Genomic DNA, 14,123 nt, shown 5'->3' on the forward strand with positions numbered 1-14,123 from the left:
GCTAAAGATAGCTGTCGGGCCGTCGAAACAGGTGGATTGCCAAACGGCGTCAGCCGATCGCGAACCGATGTTCGGGAATGACGTCGAGAAGGTAGAAGGCACGCCGCGGATCGCCCGCTGGACCGTGATGATCGACCGAATGGCGCCTGCTTCGTTTACGCAGGAAGTCTCGGGACGCCTCGATGGCCTTCCAGGGGTTCGACGAATTGTTGTTGCCATCGGCCAGCACGGCACCGCGGTAGAAGGCGAGGAGTTCAACCTGTCGCGCGACGGACAAGCGGCCCAACTTCGCGCGGCGATAGGTGGGCAGTGGCCGCAGGATCGTCGTCGCGGGCGGCGCCCTCCCGGCGATCACCGCATCGATCATGGCCGGTAACTGATGCTCGGCCTGGATCAGGCGGCGGATGGCGACGCTCATGGCCGCCAAGCGCGGCAAGCCGTACCAATCGGTGGCATAGGCCTTGGCGTCGACATTGCTGGTCCGCGGCGTTGCCGTGCGGACCAGGAAGGGATCGGCGCGAAGCTGCGCCGCGATCCGCTGCATCATGGCGGTGACGTCCGTTGGCGACAGTCTGGTGTCGACGTTCCGATCAGCTCGTCCGACGTGCTTGGCGACGCGTCGGATGATGGGATCGGTGTGCTGGGTCAGCGGCATGTTCGTACCTGCCCAAACCGCCTCGATCTCACGCTCGCGCCATTCGTCCGAGCCGAAGAACAGGTCGAGCACCGTATCCAGCGTGCCCCGGCGGTCGCGCAGATCGTTTAGCGAACCCTCGAGCGAGCGGTTGCCCGGGAGCAGGAAACCATAGTCCGGCGTTCTGGTCAGCCGTGCGACGACCAGCTGGACGTCATGGGCGCACCAGATCAGCGCTTGCCCGACCAACAGGTCGCGCAGGTGCCGGGTCGCGTCGTTCATCGCTTTGCATTGCTGGAGATGACGGACGACGGAACCGAAACGCCCGCCGACCAGCGCGGTGTAAAGACAGGGCTTCTCGGCACTCAACTGCCAAAGCCGATCGACGTGGTCGTCGAAGGCGCACACGGGCGGCCGATCTCCGAACCAGTCCCCAACCAACTGAGAGGGTTCGAAATCTCGCGCCGTCGCCACCATCATGCGCCGCAGGAATTGGTAGAGATCGTGGCTGCTCGCCGGGATGAGGTCCAGCGGCACCAGGGCTTCCTTCGTATCGAGGATCGCCGACGGCAGCGTGCGGATGTCGGCGGTCGACGGGCTGAAAAGGAGCCGGTCGAACTGGTCCTCGCCGATGCCACCGGAATAAATCCGCGCGTGCATGTCACGGACCAAACCGACGGGATCGCCGTCGCTCGCCAGCAAGCCGCCGAGCAGGCTCGACACATCGGTCTTGCGCCCGTTGGCCCCGAGGTGGTTGCGAAAGGCCGCCTTCACAGGGCACGCTGTGCCGCGTCGATGCGGCCCTTCAGTTCGTCGGCCACCCGGGCGAGCTTTTCGCCGAGCGCGGCCATGTGAGAAAAGGCTTCGACGCCGATCTGGCCCGCTTCCACCGCGGCATTGTAGCGCTGAGCCGCATTGTCATATTCATCGGCGAGCTGCCTGTACACGGCGAGATCCTCGTCGATCGTGGTCATGTCATCCATTGTCGTCCTCCAGGTTGGGCGGGAGCGAAGGCTCGCGCCAGTAATTCGGATTGCCGTTGTGCAGGCGGAGCCATTCGAAGGCGGCGCCGCGGTTCTTGAAGTCGGGAGTGGGCACGGCGAGCAGCTCGCAGAGCGTCGCAACCAGCCCCGCCTGGCCGATGCTGATCGGCCGGGTCCGCCACGATGCCTTCGGATCGGTTGGCCCGGTCTTGAGGAAGCGCTCGACCTCCTGGTCGTAGAGCGCCTTGCGGCGGCGCCACTGCAGGATACGGCCCCACTGCTCGCACCAGGCGAGCCGGGCGGGATCGGCGAAGATCGAGCCGATGATGTCGCCGATCATCGGGCCTGCACCCGCCGCGATGGCGGCGTTCATCCAGCGTGCCATGCGTGCCGGATGCGAGAACAGTCCGACGAGCGCCGTGTCGCTGACGCCGTCCAGCCCGACTATGACGAGAGCGGAGCCAAGCGCATATTTGCGGGCGTCGGGCGATCCCGGGCCGCCACGGCGCTTGTCCGCCGCGCGGTACTGACGCCGAAGCTCGGCGGCGCTGTCGGCGACGATGACGAGGGTGGCCGAATAACAGGTCGACGATGTCAGCGGGTGCCTTGCCCCGGATCGCTCGCTTGCCAGTGTGGCGGAACGAGTGGAAGACCAGCTCCGGATCGGACAGGCCGGTGTCATCCAGAAAGTCGTTCATTACCCGCGAGAGGCGTGCTGTGCGGCTGCCGTACTTGTTGGTGTCGAGCTCCGGAAACAGCCAGTCCGCGCCCTCGTCCCGTCGCTTGGCGACCAGGTCGAGAAAGTCTGCTTCGATGAGGATCGGATGCAAGGGGATGTCGCGCTTGGCGCTCGCGGTCTTTACCCGCTTGGCTAGGCCGTCCTGTTCTTCGCGCACCCGCAATCGGTCGAGTTCGATCGCGATATAGGGGATGCCGTCGTAAGTTCTGACATTGCCGGGACGCAGCTTGCCCAGTTCCTCCAGTCGGCACCCGGTGAAGGGGGCGAGAAGCAGCGTCCATGCGAATGTGCTGGACGAAGCCCCGCTCTTCTCAGGTAGACCCGACGTGAAGATCTTGACCAGGTCCTGCGGTTCAAAGGGCGGACGGGCGTCTTCGATTGTCGTTTTGGCGAGAGACTTGACGGTCTTGGCCACATTCTCGCTGATCACCTCGAGTTCCTCCACGGCGTGATCGAGCATGACGCGAATGGCGGATAGCGCTTTGTTAACGGTCGCAGGCGAGAGCGTCTTCAATCCCTGCGCCTCGGCGAGCTCGACCTGTTTGAGAAGGGGCAGGGCGGTGATGGCCTTGCCCGCTCGGGCGGGCAGCCCCGCGCAGGTTCGGCGGTAGATGCGGACCATCGACGCGGTGATCGTGTCGACCGGCGGATCGTCATGCAGGCGAGCGAACCGGGCGATGGCGGTGCGCCATTCGTCGACGAGTTTGGGCTCTCGAGGCTGGAACATAGCCCAGTCCTCGAAGACCCTGGTGATGGTCGGTGTGGGCACCTTCGATGACGTTTCCGGCGGCTGCACGGTCGTGGCCGCGTGCGGCGAACCCGGCGTTCCCTCGAACAGGATCGGCGATGGCAGGATGCGTGTGCGGGCCGGATCGATCTTCAGCGCGCAGGCCGCGCATAGCCGGTCGAGAATGGCCTAGCCGATCGCCTCGTAAAGCGCCGCCTCGATCGGATGGGCAATACCACCGTTGTGCGCGACCGCGAGGATGGCCCAGTCGACGGGATGCAACGACGGAAGGGCGGAAATCCGTTGTAGCGTCTCGAGCCACGGCAGGGGGCTGAAGTCCGGGATCGCCTCGAGCATGGCCTTGCGGTCGCCGAAGTTCTGCAGGTCGGTCCGTTCCGGCGGACTGCCGAAATCATAGCGGGCACCGGGGTCATGGTCCGTCAGGCCATGGAAATGCCGGAACGCGCCCAGTTCGAGCGACGCCAGCTTCTGAGCCATACCCTGCAGTTGTTGGTCGCTGACGCCGTCGAGATAGGCGTCGACCATGGTCCGGGCTGAGCGGAGCTGCTTGCTGGCAAGGCTGCGACGCGCGGCCATAAGCTTCTGCTCATAGACGACGGCATGCGGATGATAGCGCTGGCGGGCTTCCTCGGGATCGCGGGTGTCGAGCGTCCGCTTATACTCGCTCGCGCCGCCGTCGAAGAACGGGCGGAGTGCGACCGGGATGAAGCGGCGGAAGTGGAAAATGCCGGTGCGAGGATCTTTGAACGGAGCAGCCATACGGATCACTTTGTACGCATCCTTTGTACACAAGGATGGGTAAAGCGTCCGTGAAAACCTAAGAAATCGCGCTTTTCCGCCACTTGGGCAGATGCTGGTGACCCCTACGAGAATCGAACTCGTGTTTTCGCCGTGAGAGGGCGACGTCCTAACCGCTAGACGAAGGGGCCGTATCCGGTGGAGGCGGGCATGTATCCGGGGGCGGGGGCGGCGTCAAGCCGTCCCCGCCAGGAAAACCGGTCAGGCGGCGACCAGCCGGCGTTCCGCCATTTCCGCGTTCAGCATCTCGGCCAGCAGGAACGCCAGTTCCAGGCTTTGCCCAGCGTTCAGGCGCGGGTCGCAATGCGTGTGATAGCGGTCGGCGAGCGACTGTTCGGTCACGTCGACCGCGCCGCCGGTGCATTCGGTCACGTTCTGACCGGTCATCTCGGCATGGATGCCGCCCGCATGCGTGCCCTCGGCGCGGTGGACCGCGAAGAAGCCTCGCACTTCCGCCAGGATGCGGTCGAACGGCCGGGTCTTGTAGCCGGTCGTCGCCTTCACCGTGTTGCCATGCATCGGGTCGCAGCTCCACACCACAGGATGCCCCTCGCGCGTCACCGCGCGCACCAGCTTGGGCAGATGCGCCTCGATCTTGTCGTAGCCGTAGCGGGTGATGAGCGTCATCCGGCCCGGCACCCGGCCCGGATTGAGCGTGTCGAGCATCCGCAGCAGCGCGTCCGGCTCCAGGCTGGGGCCGCACTTCACGCCGATCGGGTTGCCGATGCCGCGCAGGAACTCGACATGCGACGATCCCTCGAACCGGGTGCGATCGCCGATCCACAGGAAATGCGCGGAGGTGTCGTACCAGTCGCCGGTCAGCGAATCCTGCCGGGTCAGCGCCTGTTCGAACGGCAGCAGCAGCGCTTCGTGGCTGGTGTAGAAATGCGTCTGCGCCAGTTGCGGCACCGTTTCCGGGTCGATCCCGCACGCCGCCATGAATTCCAGCGCCTCGCCGATCCGGTCGGCGGTTTCGGCATATTTCTTCGTCCACGGGCTGCGGCCCATGAAGTCGTGCGTCCAGCGATGCACCTGATGCAGGTTGGCATAGCCGCCCTGCGCGAAGGCGCGCAGCAGGTTCAGCGTCGCCGCCCCTTGCGCATAGGCGCGGATCATCCGCTGCGGATCGGGGTGCCGCGCCTCGGGCGTGAAGGCGATGTCGTTGACGTTGTCGCCGCGATACGAGGGCAGCTCGACACCGTCGATCGTCTCGGTCGGGGTGGAGCGCGGCTTGGCGAACTGGCCCGCCATCCGGCCGACCTTCACCACCGGCAGCTTCGATGCCCAGGTCAGCACCACCGCCATCTGCAGGATGACGCGAAACGTGTCGCGGATGTTGTTCGCGCTATGCTCGGCGAAACTTTCCGCGCAATCGCCGCCCTGCAACAGGAAGCCACGACCCTCGGCGACCTCGGCCAGCTCGCGCGTCAGGCTGCGCGCCTCGCCCGCGAACACCAGCGGGGGATAGGTCGACAGCGTGTCGGTCGCGCTCTTCAGCGCCGCGGCGTCGGGATAGTCGGGCAGCTGGCGTGCCTCGGCAGTGGTCCAGCTATCGGGGGCCCAGTTGGCAGCCATAATGTCCTCGCTTTGTCGCGGGGGCTCATGCGCCACTCCGGCCCTTTCCGCAATTGCCGACCGCTATCGGGCGGGCAACCGCATCTTTCAGGGGCGGCGGCGATCAACTGTTGACGATGCGGCCGCTGACCATGCCCGTCACGTCCAGCCGTGCGCCCGGTTCGACGATGATGTCGCCTTCCACCATGCCGCTCAACAGCAGGTGGCAACCCGCCCGCACGGTGATGCTGCCGTTCACGATGCCGCTGACCTCCGTGTCCGATTCGATCGACAGCGGCTGGTCCAGGATGCCGGAAATGCGATGCATGACGTGATCTCCCTCAATCGATACGGCGCACGGGCCGCGTTCAATATCCCGCGTGCAGGTCGACCTGGTTGCGCAAGGGCTGACCCGCCACGAACGCCGCCAGATTGGCGAGGAACAGGTCGGCGCCGCGCCGGAACATCGTCGTCTGGCTGCGCCCCGACAGATGCATCGTCACCAGCGTATTGGGTGCCCGCCACAGCGGGTGATCGGCCGGCAGCGGTTCGGGATCGGTGGGGTCGAGGAACGCGCCGCCGATCGTCCCCGCGTCCAGCGCCGCGAGCAGCGCGTCCTGATCGACCATGTCGCCGCGCGCCATGTTCACCAGCCACGCATCGTCCTTCATCGCTGCCAGTTCGGCCGTGCCGATCATCGCCCGCGTGGCGGTGGTGGAGGGGGCGACGAGCACCACCCAGTCCATCTCGCCCAGCCGCGCCCGCCAGTCGTCCGGCCCCAGCGTGCCGTCGCGGCCCGACCGGGTGACGCCGGTCACCGCCACCCCGAACGCCGCCAGCCGCGCGCCGATCAGCCGCCCGATCGTGCCATAGCCGATCACCAGCGCCCGACTGCCGTCCAGTTCGCGCTTGCCCGGCGCATCCGCCAGCCAGTCGCGGCGGTCGTGCGCGCGCACCACCTCGTCCAGCCGCTTGGCGGCGGTCAGGATGCCCAGCACCGCATATTCCGCCACCGTCACCGCGTTGATGCCCGCACCGTTGGTCAGCGCGATATCCCGGTCGCGCAGCAAGGCGAGGGGGAAGGTGTCCAGCCCGGCATAGATCGTCGATATCCAGCGCACCCGCGGTCCCGCCGCCGCCATCACCTCACCGGTCAGTTGCGGCGGCTGCATGTCGACCCAGGCGATGTCGGCATCCGCGATCCCCGCCTTCGCCTCCTCGACCGTGGCGAACCACGTCACCGCCAGATCGGCGGGCAGATGCGGCGCCAGCAGCGGCCGGGCGATGGCGGGCAGCACCGCCCGCATCCTCAGCGGCCGATGCCGGCATAGGTGAAGCCGACGGCTTCGGCCGCTTCGCGACGATAGATGTTGCGCAGGTCGACCAGCACGTCGCCGGCCATCGCCGCCTTCAGCCGCTTCAGGTCGATCGCGCGGAACGCGTCCCATTCGGTCACGATCACCACCGCGTCCGCGCCGGTCGCCGCGTCATACGGGTCGGCGCAATAGATCAGGTCGGGCATCAGCGCCTTGGCCTGTTCGGTTCCCTCGGGATCGTGTGCGCGCACGGTGACGCCGGCATCCGCCAGCGCGGTGGCGATCGCGACGCTGGGTGCATCGCGCATGTCGTCGGTGTTGGGCTTGAACGTCAGGCCCAGCAGCGCGACCGTCTTGCCGCGCGCCTCTCCCCCCAGTGCCGCCAGCACCTTGCGCCCCATCGCGCGCTTGCGGGCCTCGTTCACCTTCACCACCGCCTCGACGATATGGACCGGGCTCTCGAAATCCTCGGCGGTCTTCAGCAGCGCCAGCGTGTCCTTGGGGAAGCACGACCCGCCATAGCCCGGCCCGGCATGCAGGAACTTGCGGCCGATGCGGTTGTCCAGCCCGATGCCGCGCGACACGTCCTGCACGTCGGCGCCCACCGCCTCGCACAGGTCGGCGATCTCGTTGATGAAGGTGATCTTGGTCGCGAGGAACGCGTTGGCGGCGTATTTGGTCAGTTCCGACGTGCGCCGGCTGGTGAACAGGATCGGATTGTCGTTGATGTAGAGCGGGCGATACACCTCGCGCATCACGCCGCGGGCACGCTCGTCGTCGGTGCCGATCACGACGCGGTCGGGACGCTTGAAGTCGCCGATCGCCGCGCCCTCGCGCAGGAATTCGGGGTTGGAGACGACCGCGATGTCCATCTCCGGCCGCGCCTCGCGCAGGATGCGCTCCACCTCGTCGCCGGTGCCGACCGGAACGGTCGACTTGGTGACGACCACGGTCGGGCCGGTCACCGCGCCGGCGATCTCGCGCGTGGCGGCATAGACATAGGACAGGTCGGCATGGCCGTCGCCGCGCCGGGACGGCGTGCCGACGCCGATGAAGATCGCGTCCGCCCCGGCCACCGCGGTGGTCAGGTCGGTGGTGAACGACAGCCGCCCGGCCGCCACGTTGCCGGCGACCAGCTGTTCGAGCCCCGGTTCGTAGATCGGCATCCGCCCCGCCCTGAGCGAGGCGATCTTGCCGGCATCCTTGTCGACGCACACCACGTCATGCCCGAAATCGGCGAAGCACGCCCCCGATACCAGGCCGACATAGCCCGATCCGATCATCACGATACGCATGGTCGCCTATACTTTCCGCTGACAGGGCAGGGCGCTCGCCTTACGATGCCCGCCCGGCCCCGGCAACGATCTCGGCGGCCGCCGTCACGCTCCCTTGTTATAGTCCTTGATGCCGCGCATCCGCCGCCGGCGCGCGGCACGACGTTTCCAGGTGACCAGGCCGACGATGCTGCCGATCACGGCGACGGCGACGATCAGGCCGTAGGCGATGAGGTGACGGGTTTCCACCCGAGCCCGGATGCCCACCCGGCCCGGGTCCGTCAAGCGTCGGCACCGTCTGTCCCTCTCGGGAAAGCAACGATATAGGGCGCCGATGCCCCGCCCGATCGCCATCGCCCTGCTGCTCGCCGCCGCTGCCCCCGTGCCGACGCCCTCCGCGCCCGCCGCCGCGCCCGCCGCCGCAATCGATGCCGATGGCTATCGTGCCCTGCGCGCGATCGACCTGCGCATGGCGACGATCGCGCACCGTCTCGTCACCGCCAACGCCCGCCTGTGCGACCGGCAACAGCCCGCGCCCGGCGTCGTCCTCCATGCGATCGACCAATATGATCCCGATACGCGCGCCGTCGTCCGGCAGGTGTTCGGGTTCGTCCGGCCCGTCTCGGTCGAGGCGGTCGTTCCCGGCGGCGCGGCCGACCGCGCCGGGCTGGTCGCGGACGACGGCGTGGTCTCGATCGACCGACGGCCGATGCCCGCGCCCCGCTCCGGTCCCAAGGCGGGCGGCGCAACCAGCGCCACCCGCGATGCCGCCGCCGCGATCCTCGCCGCCGCGCCGACCGGCCCGACGCCCTGGGTGATCGATCGCGCCGGCGCCACGCGCACGCTGACGATCGATGCGCCCGCCGGTTGCCGCGCCGCGTTCGAGGTGCTGCTGGGGCCGGCGATGGCCGCCTCGTCGGATGGCGCCACCGTCCAGATCGGCGTCCGCTTCTTCGAACGCTATACCGACGAACAGGTCGCCGCCGTCGTCGCGCACGAACTGGCGCACACCGTCCTGCGGCATCGCGCCCGGCTGGAGGCGGCGGGGGTGAAGTGGGGGATGCTCTCCGAATTCGGCCGCAACGGCCGCCTGTTCCGCCGCACCGAGACGGAGGCCGATCTGCTCGGCGCCGGCCTGATGCGCAATGCCGGCTACGATCCGGCGGCGGCAGTCGCGTTCTGGCGCGACCATAGCGGCGATGTCGATGGCGGCCTGTTCCGCAGCCGCACGCATCCGTCGTCCCGCGCGCGCGCCGACGCCATCGCCGCCGAGATCGCGACGATGCCCGCCGACCGCACCGTCTTCTATCGCCCGCCGCTGATCGCCACGCGCGACCAGCCGCTCAACTGATCCGCCAGTCCCAGCCCAGCGGATCGCCGTCCATCACCTCGACCCCCGCTGCCGCCAGTTCGTCGCGGATCGCATCGGATCGGGGAAAGTCCTTGTCCGCCCGCGCCGCGCGCCGTTCCGCCAGTCGCCCGGCGATCCCCGCTTCGTCGATCGTCGCCGATGCGGGTCGCACCCGCAGGTCGGCCCGTGTCAGCGTGGCAAGGTCCAGCCCCAGCACCGCGTCGAATTCGGTCAGCATCGCCAGCCGGTCGCCCGGCGACACCTTCTTGTCCGCCAGCATCTCGTCCAGCGCGATCAGCGCGCGCGGCGTGCCCAGATCGTCGGATACCGCGTCGTCCAGCCGTTCGGCATGGGCGGCGGCGCTGCCGGTCGAGGGCATCGCCGGCCGCGCCTTCAGCGTCTCCACCGCCTGCACCAGCCGCTTCAGCCGCGTCTGCGCCGCCGCCAGTCCCTCCCACGAAAACTCCATCTCCGACCGGTACTGCGCCTGCAGGCACATCAGCCGGTAGGACAGGGGATGGAAACCGCGATCGACCAGCGTCTGCAACCGCGTGAACTGGCCTGACGATTTCGACATCTTGGCGTCGCGCTCGACCAGGAAGTTGTTGTGCAGCCAATAGGTCGCGCCGGTGTCGGCGGTGCCGCTATGCGCCTGGTTCTGCGCGATCTCGTTGGGGTGGTGGATTTCGCGGTGGTCGATCCCGCCGGTATGGATGTCGAACCGTGCGCCCAGATAGCGCTCGCTCATCACCGAACATTCCAGATGCCATCCCGGCGCGCCGCGGCCCCATGGCGAATCCCATTCCATCTGCCGGTTCTCGCCCGGCGCGGAGGTGCGCCAGATCGCGAAGTCCTCCGGCTGGCGCTTGCCCGCCACCGCCTCGATCCGCCCCTCGCGTTCTTCCATCCCCGCGCGCGCCAGCCGCCCGTAATCGGGCACGGTGGCGGTATCGAAATACAGGCCGTCGGGCAGGCGATAGCAATGCCGGTCCGCGATCGCCTCACCCCAGGCGATCATCCCGTCGATATGGTCGGTCGCCAGCGGGAACCGGTCGGGTTCGCGGATGTGCAGGTCCTTCAGGTTCTGCTTGAAGGCATCGGTGTAATGCCGTGCGATCGCCCAGATATCCTGGCCGCTGGCCCGCGCCGCCGCCTCCATCTTGTCGTCGCCCGCATCCGCGTCGGACGTCAGGTGGCCGACATCGGTGATGTTGATGACATGCGTGACCGGCCAGCCCTTCCACCGCAGCACCCGCACCAGCGTGTCGGTAAAGACATAGGCGCGCAGATTGCCGATATGGGCATAGTTGTAGACGGTCGGCCCGCACGAATAGACGCGGACATTGGCGGGATCGATCGGCACGAACGGCTCGGCCGCGCGCGACAGGCTGTTGAACAGGGTGAGGGTGGACATGGCGGGTGTGTAGCCGCGTCTGGCCATGCCCGCCAAGGGGGCGGCCATGCGGGCCGTTTCCTGGGCCGCCGCGGCGCCGCAGACCCCGCTCGACACCCCGTTGGCGGTTGTCAATCCCGATAATGGATGCTAGGCGCCCCGTAACACGACTGAGGCTGCTGCCTGCGGTCGCTATATCCATTTGGGGCCGATTCGGTTTATGCAGATCATCGTTCGCGAAAATAATGTCGACCAGGCTCTCCGCGCGCTCAAGAAGAAGTTGCAGCGCGAGGGCGTGTATCGCGAGATGAAGCTGCGCCGTCACTACGAAAAGCCGTCGGAGAAGCGTGCGCGTGAGCGGGCGGCGGCGGTTCGCCGTTCGCGCAAGCTTGAGCGCAAGCGCGCGGAACGCGACGGCGCCCGGTAAGTCACGGGCGCGCCGCGCACATGCCCATGCATGTGTGTAGGATGCGACTTTAGTGACTTTCCGATCGTGACTTTTCAACCGGTGGCGGCGACCGGGCCGGCATCTCCAGCTACGGGTGTTTCCATGTCGACCGTCACCGCCGTGCCGCTTCTGCCGGTCAAGCGCAGTTACATCGTCTATCTGATCGTGGGGCTGGTACTCGCGGTCGTCGCCGCGGTGGCCCTCGCCACGCAGGGGGACGACGTGCTGACCCGCAACGCCCGTGCGCGCGGCGTGATGACGACCGCGTCCGGCCTCCAGTACAAGGTGCTGGAGCCGGGCCAGAAGGACGCCGCGAAGCCGACCGACGCCGATGTCGCGCTGGTGAATTACGAGGGCAAGCTGCTCGACGGCACCACCTTCGACAAGTCGCAGCAGCCGACGCCGCTGCCCGTCACACAGGTCGTCCCCGGTTTCTCCGAACTGCTGAAGCTGATGCCGAAGGGCGCGAAGTATCGGGCATGGCTCAAGCCGGCGCTCGGGTATGGCGACAAACCGGCCGGCTCGGCGATCCCGGCGAATTCGACCCTGATCTTCGACGTGGAACTGGTCGACTTCCTGCCCGAGGCGACCGTGCGTCAGATGCAGCAGCAGCAGATGATGATGCAGGGCGGAATGCCGGGTGGTATGCCGGGCGGAGCCCCCGGTGGTCCGGCCGGTCCGGGCGGACGTTGATCGTCCCCTGATCCGGACGGAGGGCTGATCTGGGCGGGGGCGGATCACCCCTCCGTCCGGATCAGCCTCCCGTCTGGATCAGCCAGCGCTCGCTTCCCTCGAAGCCCATCGCACTCAGCTTCCCGGTCGAATAGGCACCGGTATCCAGCCCGATCCGGTTGGGCAATTGCTCCACCTCGGCCGCGATGCTGTGGCCATGGACCACCATCTTTTCGTGCGGCCCCTTGAAGCGCAGGAACTCCTCGCGGATCCAGCGCAGGTCGCTGGGGCGCTGCGCCGACAGCGGCTGTTCCGGCCGGATACCGGCATGGACGAACACGTAATCGCCCAGCTCGATGATATCCTCGAACCCGTTCAGGAAATCGATATGCGCCGGCGGCACCCGCTCCCGCATCATCGCCAGCAGTTCGTCGTAATCGGCGGCGTCATAGGTGGCGCGATCGATACCGTAACTCAGGATCGTCTCGATCCCGCCGATCCGGGTGAACAGCCGCAGCGTCTGCCGGTCGCCGTCCATCGCCTTCAGGAACACCTCTTCGTGATTGCCCAGCAACAGCCTGGTGTCCGGCCGCGCCGCCTTCAGCGCGATCAGCCGGTCGATCACCTGCGCCGATGCCGGTCCGCGATCGATCAGGTCGCCCAGCAGGATGATCGTCGCCGGTTCGCCACCCCGCGCCCGGTCGTCCGCCTCGATCCGGTCGAGCAGCGTATCGAGCAGGTCGATCCGGCCATGCACGTCGCCGATGGCATAGGCGCGCACGCCCTCCGGCATCGCGGTCGCGCGGAGGGTGGCCTGACGGCGGGAAAAAAGCTTGGCGATCATGAAGGGATGGTATCGGGTTCCGATGGGGCAGGGCCGGCCTGTATCCCGCCACGGCGGGCGGGGGCAATGCCGATCCTTCTCCCAGCACCTCGGCGGATGATCCTCGCCTGAACGGAACGGATCGGATCAGCCGTGATGGGCGGCGCCGACGATGGCGGCGATCCGCGTTGCCGCCCGCCCGTCGCCGAACGGATGGTGTGCCCGCGCCATCGCCGCATAGGCCACCTCGTCATCCAGCAGCCGTGTCGTCGCCGCCACGATGCGATCCGGTTCGGTGCCGACCAGCATCGCGGTACCCGCCGCCACGGCCTCGGGCCGCTCGGTCGTATCGCGCATCACCAGCACCGGCTTGCCGAAGGCGGGCGCCTCTTCCTGCACCCCGCCCGAATCGGTCAACACCAGATGGCAGCGCGCCAGCGCCCGGACGAACGACGGGTAGTCGAGCGGCGCGATGCGGATCACGGCAGGATGATCCACCGCCGTCAGGGCCGTCGTGACGGCGGGATTGGGATGCGTCGGCCACAGGATCGCGACATCGCCCCGCGCCGCCAGTCGCATCACCGCCGCGGCGATGCCCGCGAGTCCCGCCCCGGCATTCTCGCGCCGATGCGCCGTCACCAGGATGACCCGGCGCCCGCCGCACCGCGCGATCACCGGATCGAGCGCCGCCGTCAGTGCCGGTTTCGCCATCAGGCGATCACGGGTCCAGTACAGCGCATCGATCACCGTATTTCCCGTCACATGCACGCCGGCGACCACGGATTCCCGGTGCAGCGCCGCCGCTGCCGTCGCGGTCGGCGCGAAGTGCAGGTCGATGATCGGCGCGATCATCCGCCGGTTGCCCTCCTCCGGCCAGGGCTGATCGAGATCGCCCGTCCGCAGCCCCGCCTCGACATGGCCGACCGGGATGCGCCGATAAAAGGCGGCGAGCGCAGCGGCGAAGGCGGTGGTCGTGTCGCCCTGCACCAGCACCCGGTCGGGCCGTTCGCGGTCCAGCACCGCTCCCAGTCCGGTCAGCAGCCGTGCCGTCAGTCGATCCAGCGACTGGCCCGGTTCCATCAGGTCGAGATCGATGTCGGGCACCAATTCCGCCACGTCCAGCACCTGGTCGAGCAGGCCGCGATGCTGTCCCGTTGCGCAGGTCCGCACGGTGATCCCCGCCTGCCGTTGCAATGCCCGGATCACCGGAAACAGCTTGATCGCCTCCGGCCGGGTCCCGAACACCACCATGATCCGCGTCATCGATTCCCCCCGGCACCGACATCACCTTTCCACAAACCCGTTTCATACGCAGTTTGCAGCAAATGCCAGTGGCGGATAAGTGCTGCACCGCGATATGACCACCGCGATACTGGGACCGGAGACACGG

General features: G+C 67.6%; 16 protein-coding genes and 1 tRNA gene. 4 read left to right on the forward strand and 13 right to left on the reverse strand.

All coding sequences use genetic code 11. The features are described 5' to 3' along the window. Nucleotides 1-49: 49 nt before the first annotated feature. Genes ABD719_RS14490 through ABD719_RS14500 form a run of 3 tightly spaced genes read right to left on the reverse strand, consistent with a single transcriptional unit; the run spans nucleotide 50 to nucleotide 2,299 of the window. Entirely contained in the window at nucleotides 50-1,408 is a 1,359-nt protein-coding gene (locus ABD719_RS14490; protein WP_344694100.1) for a hypothetical protein, read from the reverse strand. Beyond that, on the reverse strand, nucleotides 1,405-1,608 hold the full coding sequence (locus ABD719_RS14495) for a hypothetical protein (protein ID WP_344694101.1): 204 nt from the start codon (nucleotides 1,606-1,608) through the stop codon (nucleotides 1,405-1,407). The genes ABD719_RS14490 and ABD719_RS14495 overlap by 4 nt, the downstream gene beginning before the upstream one ends. Nucleotide 1,609: 1 nt before the next feature. After that, nucleotides 1,610-2,299, reverse strand: a complete 690-nt coding sequence (locus ABD719_RS14500) for a hypothetical protein (RefSeq protein WP_344694102.1) — start codon at nucleotides 2,297-2,299, stop codon at nucleotides 1,610-1,612. 668 nt (nucleotides 2,300-2,967) lie between these two features. On the opposite strand from ABD719_RS14500, the gene ABD719_RS14505 reads away from it, so the two are divergent. Then, nucleotides 2,968-3,276 carry a hypothetical protein gene (locus ABD719_RS14505; RefSeq protein ID WP_344694103.1) on the forward strand — a complete coding sequence of 103 codons (309 nt, stop codon included), beginning with the start codon at nucleotides 2,968-2,970 and terminating at the stop codon, nucleotides 3,274-3,276. Here the strand turns inward: ABD719_RS14505 and ABD719_RS14510 are convergent. The 7 genes from ABD719_RS14510 to ABD719_RS14540 all read right to left on the reverse strand — a co-directional run bounded on the left by ABD719_RS14510 (nucleotide 3,273) and on the right by ABD719_RS14540 (nucleotide 8,313). Further along, nucleotides 3,273-3,863: a DUF6538 domain-containing protein gene (locus ABD719_RS14510; protein WP_344694196.1), complete on the reverse strand. Its 591-nt coding sequence runs from the start codon at nucleotides 3,861-3,863 to the stop codon at nucleotides 3,273-3,275. The two genes, ABD719_RS14505 and ABD719_RS14510, sit on opposite strands and share 4 nt — an antisense overlap. A 95-nt stretch (nucleotides 3,864-3,958) precedes the next feature. Then, a tRNA-Glu gene (locus ABD719_RS14515) sits at nucleotides 3,959-4,033 on the reverse strand. A gap of 70 nt (nucleotides 4,034-4,103) precedes the next feature. After that, complete coding sequence (locus ABD719_RS14520) at nucleotides 4,104-5,477, reverse strand: class II 3-deoxy-7-phosphoheptulonate synthase (protein WP_344694104.1); 1,374 nt, start codon at nucleotides 5,475-5,477, stop codon at nucleotides 4,104-4,106. A gap of 103 nt (nucleotides 5,478-5,580) precedes the next feature. Then, the gene (locus ABD719_RS14525) at nucleotides 5,581-5,784 is read right to left on the reverse strand and encodes a hypothetical protein (protein ID WP_344694105.1); all 204 of its coding nucleotides are present in this window, start codon (nucleotides 5,782-5,784) and stop codon (nucleotides 5,581-5,583) included. A gap of 40 nt (nucleotides 5,785-5,824) precedes the next feature. After that, a complete protein-coding gene (locus ABD719_RS14530) occupies nucleotides 5,825-6,763 on the reverse strand; it encodes a D-2-hydroxyacid dehydrogenase (protein ID WP_344694106.1) in 939 nt (312 codons plus the stop codon). 2 nt (nucleotides 6,764-6,765) lie between these two features. Then, nucleotides 6,766-8,067, reverse strand: coding sequence for a UDP-glucose dehydrogenase family protein (locus ABD719_RS14535; protein ID WP_344694107.1), 1,302 nt, complete (start codon nucleotides 8,065-8,067; stop codon nucleotides 6,766-6,768). A gap of 84 nt (nucleotides 8,068-8,151) precedes the next feature. Continuing rightward, nucleotides 8,152-8,313: a hypothetical protein gene (locus tag ABD719_RS14540; protein ID WP_344694108.1), complete on the reverse strand. Its 162-nt coding sequence runs from the start codon at nucleotides 8,311-8,313 to the stop codon at nucleotides 8,152-8,154. 67 nt (nucleotides 8,314-8,380) lie between these two features. On the opposite strand from ABD719_RS14540, the gene ABD719_RS14545 reads away from it, so the two are divergent. Next, nucleotides 8,381-9,397, forward strand: a complete 1,017-nt coding sequence (locus ABD719_RS14545) for a M48 family metalloprotease (RefSeq protein ID WP_344694109.1) — start codon at nucleotides 8,381-8,383, stop codon at nucleotides 9,395-9,397. Here the strand turns inward: ABD719_RS14545 and cysS are convergent. Further along, entirely contained in the window at nucleotides 9,390-10,859 is a 1,470-nt protein-coding gene (gene cysS, locus ABD719_RS14550; RefSeq protein ID WP_344694110.1) for a cysteine--tRNA ligase, read from the reverse strand. The two genes, ABD719_RS14545 and cysS, sit on opposite strands and share 8 nt — an antisense overlap. Nucleotides 10,860-11,010: 151 nt before the next feature. Here cysS and rpsU point away from each other — a divergent pair, with 151 nt between their 5' ends. After that, the gene (gene rpsU / locus ABD719_RS14555; protein WP_192124865.1) at nucleotides 11,011-11,217 is read left to right on the forward strand and encodes a 30S ribosomal protein S21; all 207 of its coding nucleotides are present in this window, start codon (nucleotides 11,011-11,013) and stop codon (nucleotides 11,215-11,217) included. Nucleotides 11,218-11,340: 123 nt separating this feature from the next. After that, a complete protein-coding gene (locus ABD719_RS14560; protein WP_344694111.1) occupies nucleotides 11,341-11,931 on the forward strand; it encodes an FKBP-type peptidyl-prolyl cis-trans isomerase in 591 nt (196 codons plus the stop codon). A 61-nt stretch (nucleotides 11,932-11,992) separates the two neighbouring features. Here the strand turns inward: ABD719_RS14560 and ABD719_RS14565 are convergent, their stop codons facing one another. Together ABD719_RS14565 and wecB are read right to left on the reverse strand one after the other, a co-directional pair. Further along, nucleotides 11,993-12,754, reverse strand: coding sequence for a metallophosphoesterase family protein (locus tag ABD719_RS14565; RefSeq protein WP_344694112.1), 762 nt, complete (start codon nucleotides 12,752-12,754; stop codon nucleotides 11,993-11,995). Nucleotides 12,755-12,880: 126 nt separating this feature from the next. Further along, a complete protein-coding gene (gene wecB / locus ABD719_RS14570) occupies nucleotides 12,881-13,996 on the reverse strand; it encodes a non-hydrolyzing UDP-N-acetylglucosamine 2-epimerase (protein ID WP_344694113.1) in 1,116 nt (371 codons plus the stop codon). Nucleotides 13,997-14,123 lie beyond the last annotated feature (127 nt).

The sequence above is a fragment of the Sphingomonas cynarae genome, from assembly GCF_039537815.1.
Taxonomy (GTDB): domain Bacteria; phylum Pseudomonadota; class Alphaproteobacteria; order Sphingomonadales; family Sphingomonadaceae; genus Sphingomonas; species Sphingomonas cynarae.

Excerpts from the sequence above, each read along its gene's own strand:
- ABD719_RS14520 (WP_344694104.1), bottom strand. The coding sequence starts at position 5,477 with ATGGCTGCCAACTGGGCCCCCGATAGCTGGACCACTGCCGAGGCACGC.
- ABD719_RS14505 (WP_344694103.1), top strand. The coding sequence starts at position 2,968 with ATGCGGACCATCGACGCGGTGATCGTGTCGACCGGCGGATCGTCATGC.
- wecB (WP_344694113.1), bottom strand. The coding sequence starts at position 13,996 with ATGACGCGGATCATGGTGGTGTTCGGGACCCGGCCGGAGGCGATCAAG.
- ABD719_RS14500 (WP_344694102.1), bottom strand. The coding sequence starts at position 2,299 with ATGACACCGGCCTGTCCGATCCGGAGCTGGTCTTCCACTCGTTCCGCC.
- ABD719_RS14495 (WP_344694101.1), bottom strand. The coding sequence starts at position 1,608 with ATGACCACGATCGACGAGGATCTCGCCGTGTACAGGCAGCTCGCCGAT.
- rpsU (WP_192124865.1), top strand. The coding sequence starts at position 11,011 with ATGCAGATCATCGTTCGCGAAAATAATGTCGACCAGGCTCTCCGCGCG.
- ABD719_RS14525 (WP_344694105.1), bottom strand. The coding sequence starts at position 5,784 with ATGCATCGCATTTCCGGCATCCTGGACCAGCCGCTGTCGATCGAATCG.
- cysS (WP_344694110.1), bottom strand. The coding sequence starts at position 10,859 with ATGGCCGCCCCCTTGGCGGGCATGGCCAGACGCGGCTACACACCCGCC.
- ABD719_RS14510 (WP_344694196.1), bottom strand. The coding sequence starts at position 3,863 with ATGGCTGCTCCGTTCAAAGATCCTCGCACCGGCATTTTCCACTTCCGC.
- ABD719_RS14560 (WP_344694111.1), top strand. The coding sequence starts at position 11,341 with ATGTCGACCGTCACCGCCGTGCCGCTTCTGCCGGTCAAGCGCAGTTAC.
- ABD719_RS14530 (WP_344694106.1), bottom strand. The coding sequence starts at position 6,763 with ATGCGGGCGGTGCTGCCCGCCATCGCCCGGCCGCTGCTGGCGCCGCAT.
- ABD719_RS14565 (WP_344694112.1), bottom strand. The coding sequence starts at position 12,754 with ATGATCGCCAAGCTTTTTTCCCGCCGTCAGGCCACCCTCCGCGCGACC.
- ABD719_RS14535 (WP_344694107.1), bottom strand. The coding sequence starts at position 8,067 with ATGCGTATCGTGATGATCGGATCGGGCTATGTCGGCCTGGTATCGGGG.
- ABD719_RS14545 (WP_344694109.1), top strand. The coding sequence starts at position 8,381 with ATGCCCCGCCCGATCGCCATCGCCCTGCTGCTCGCCGCCGCTGCCCCC.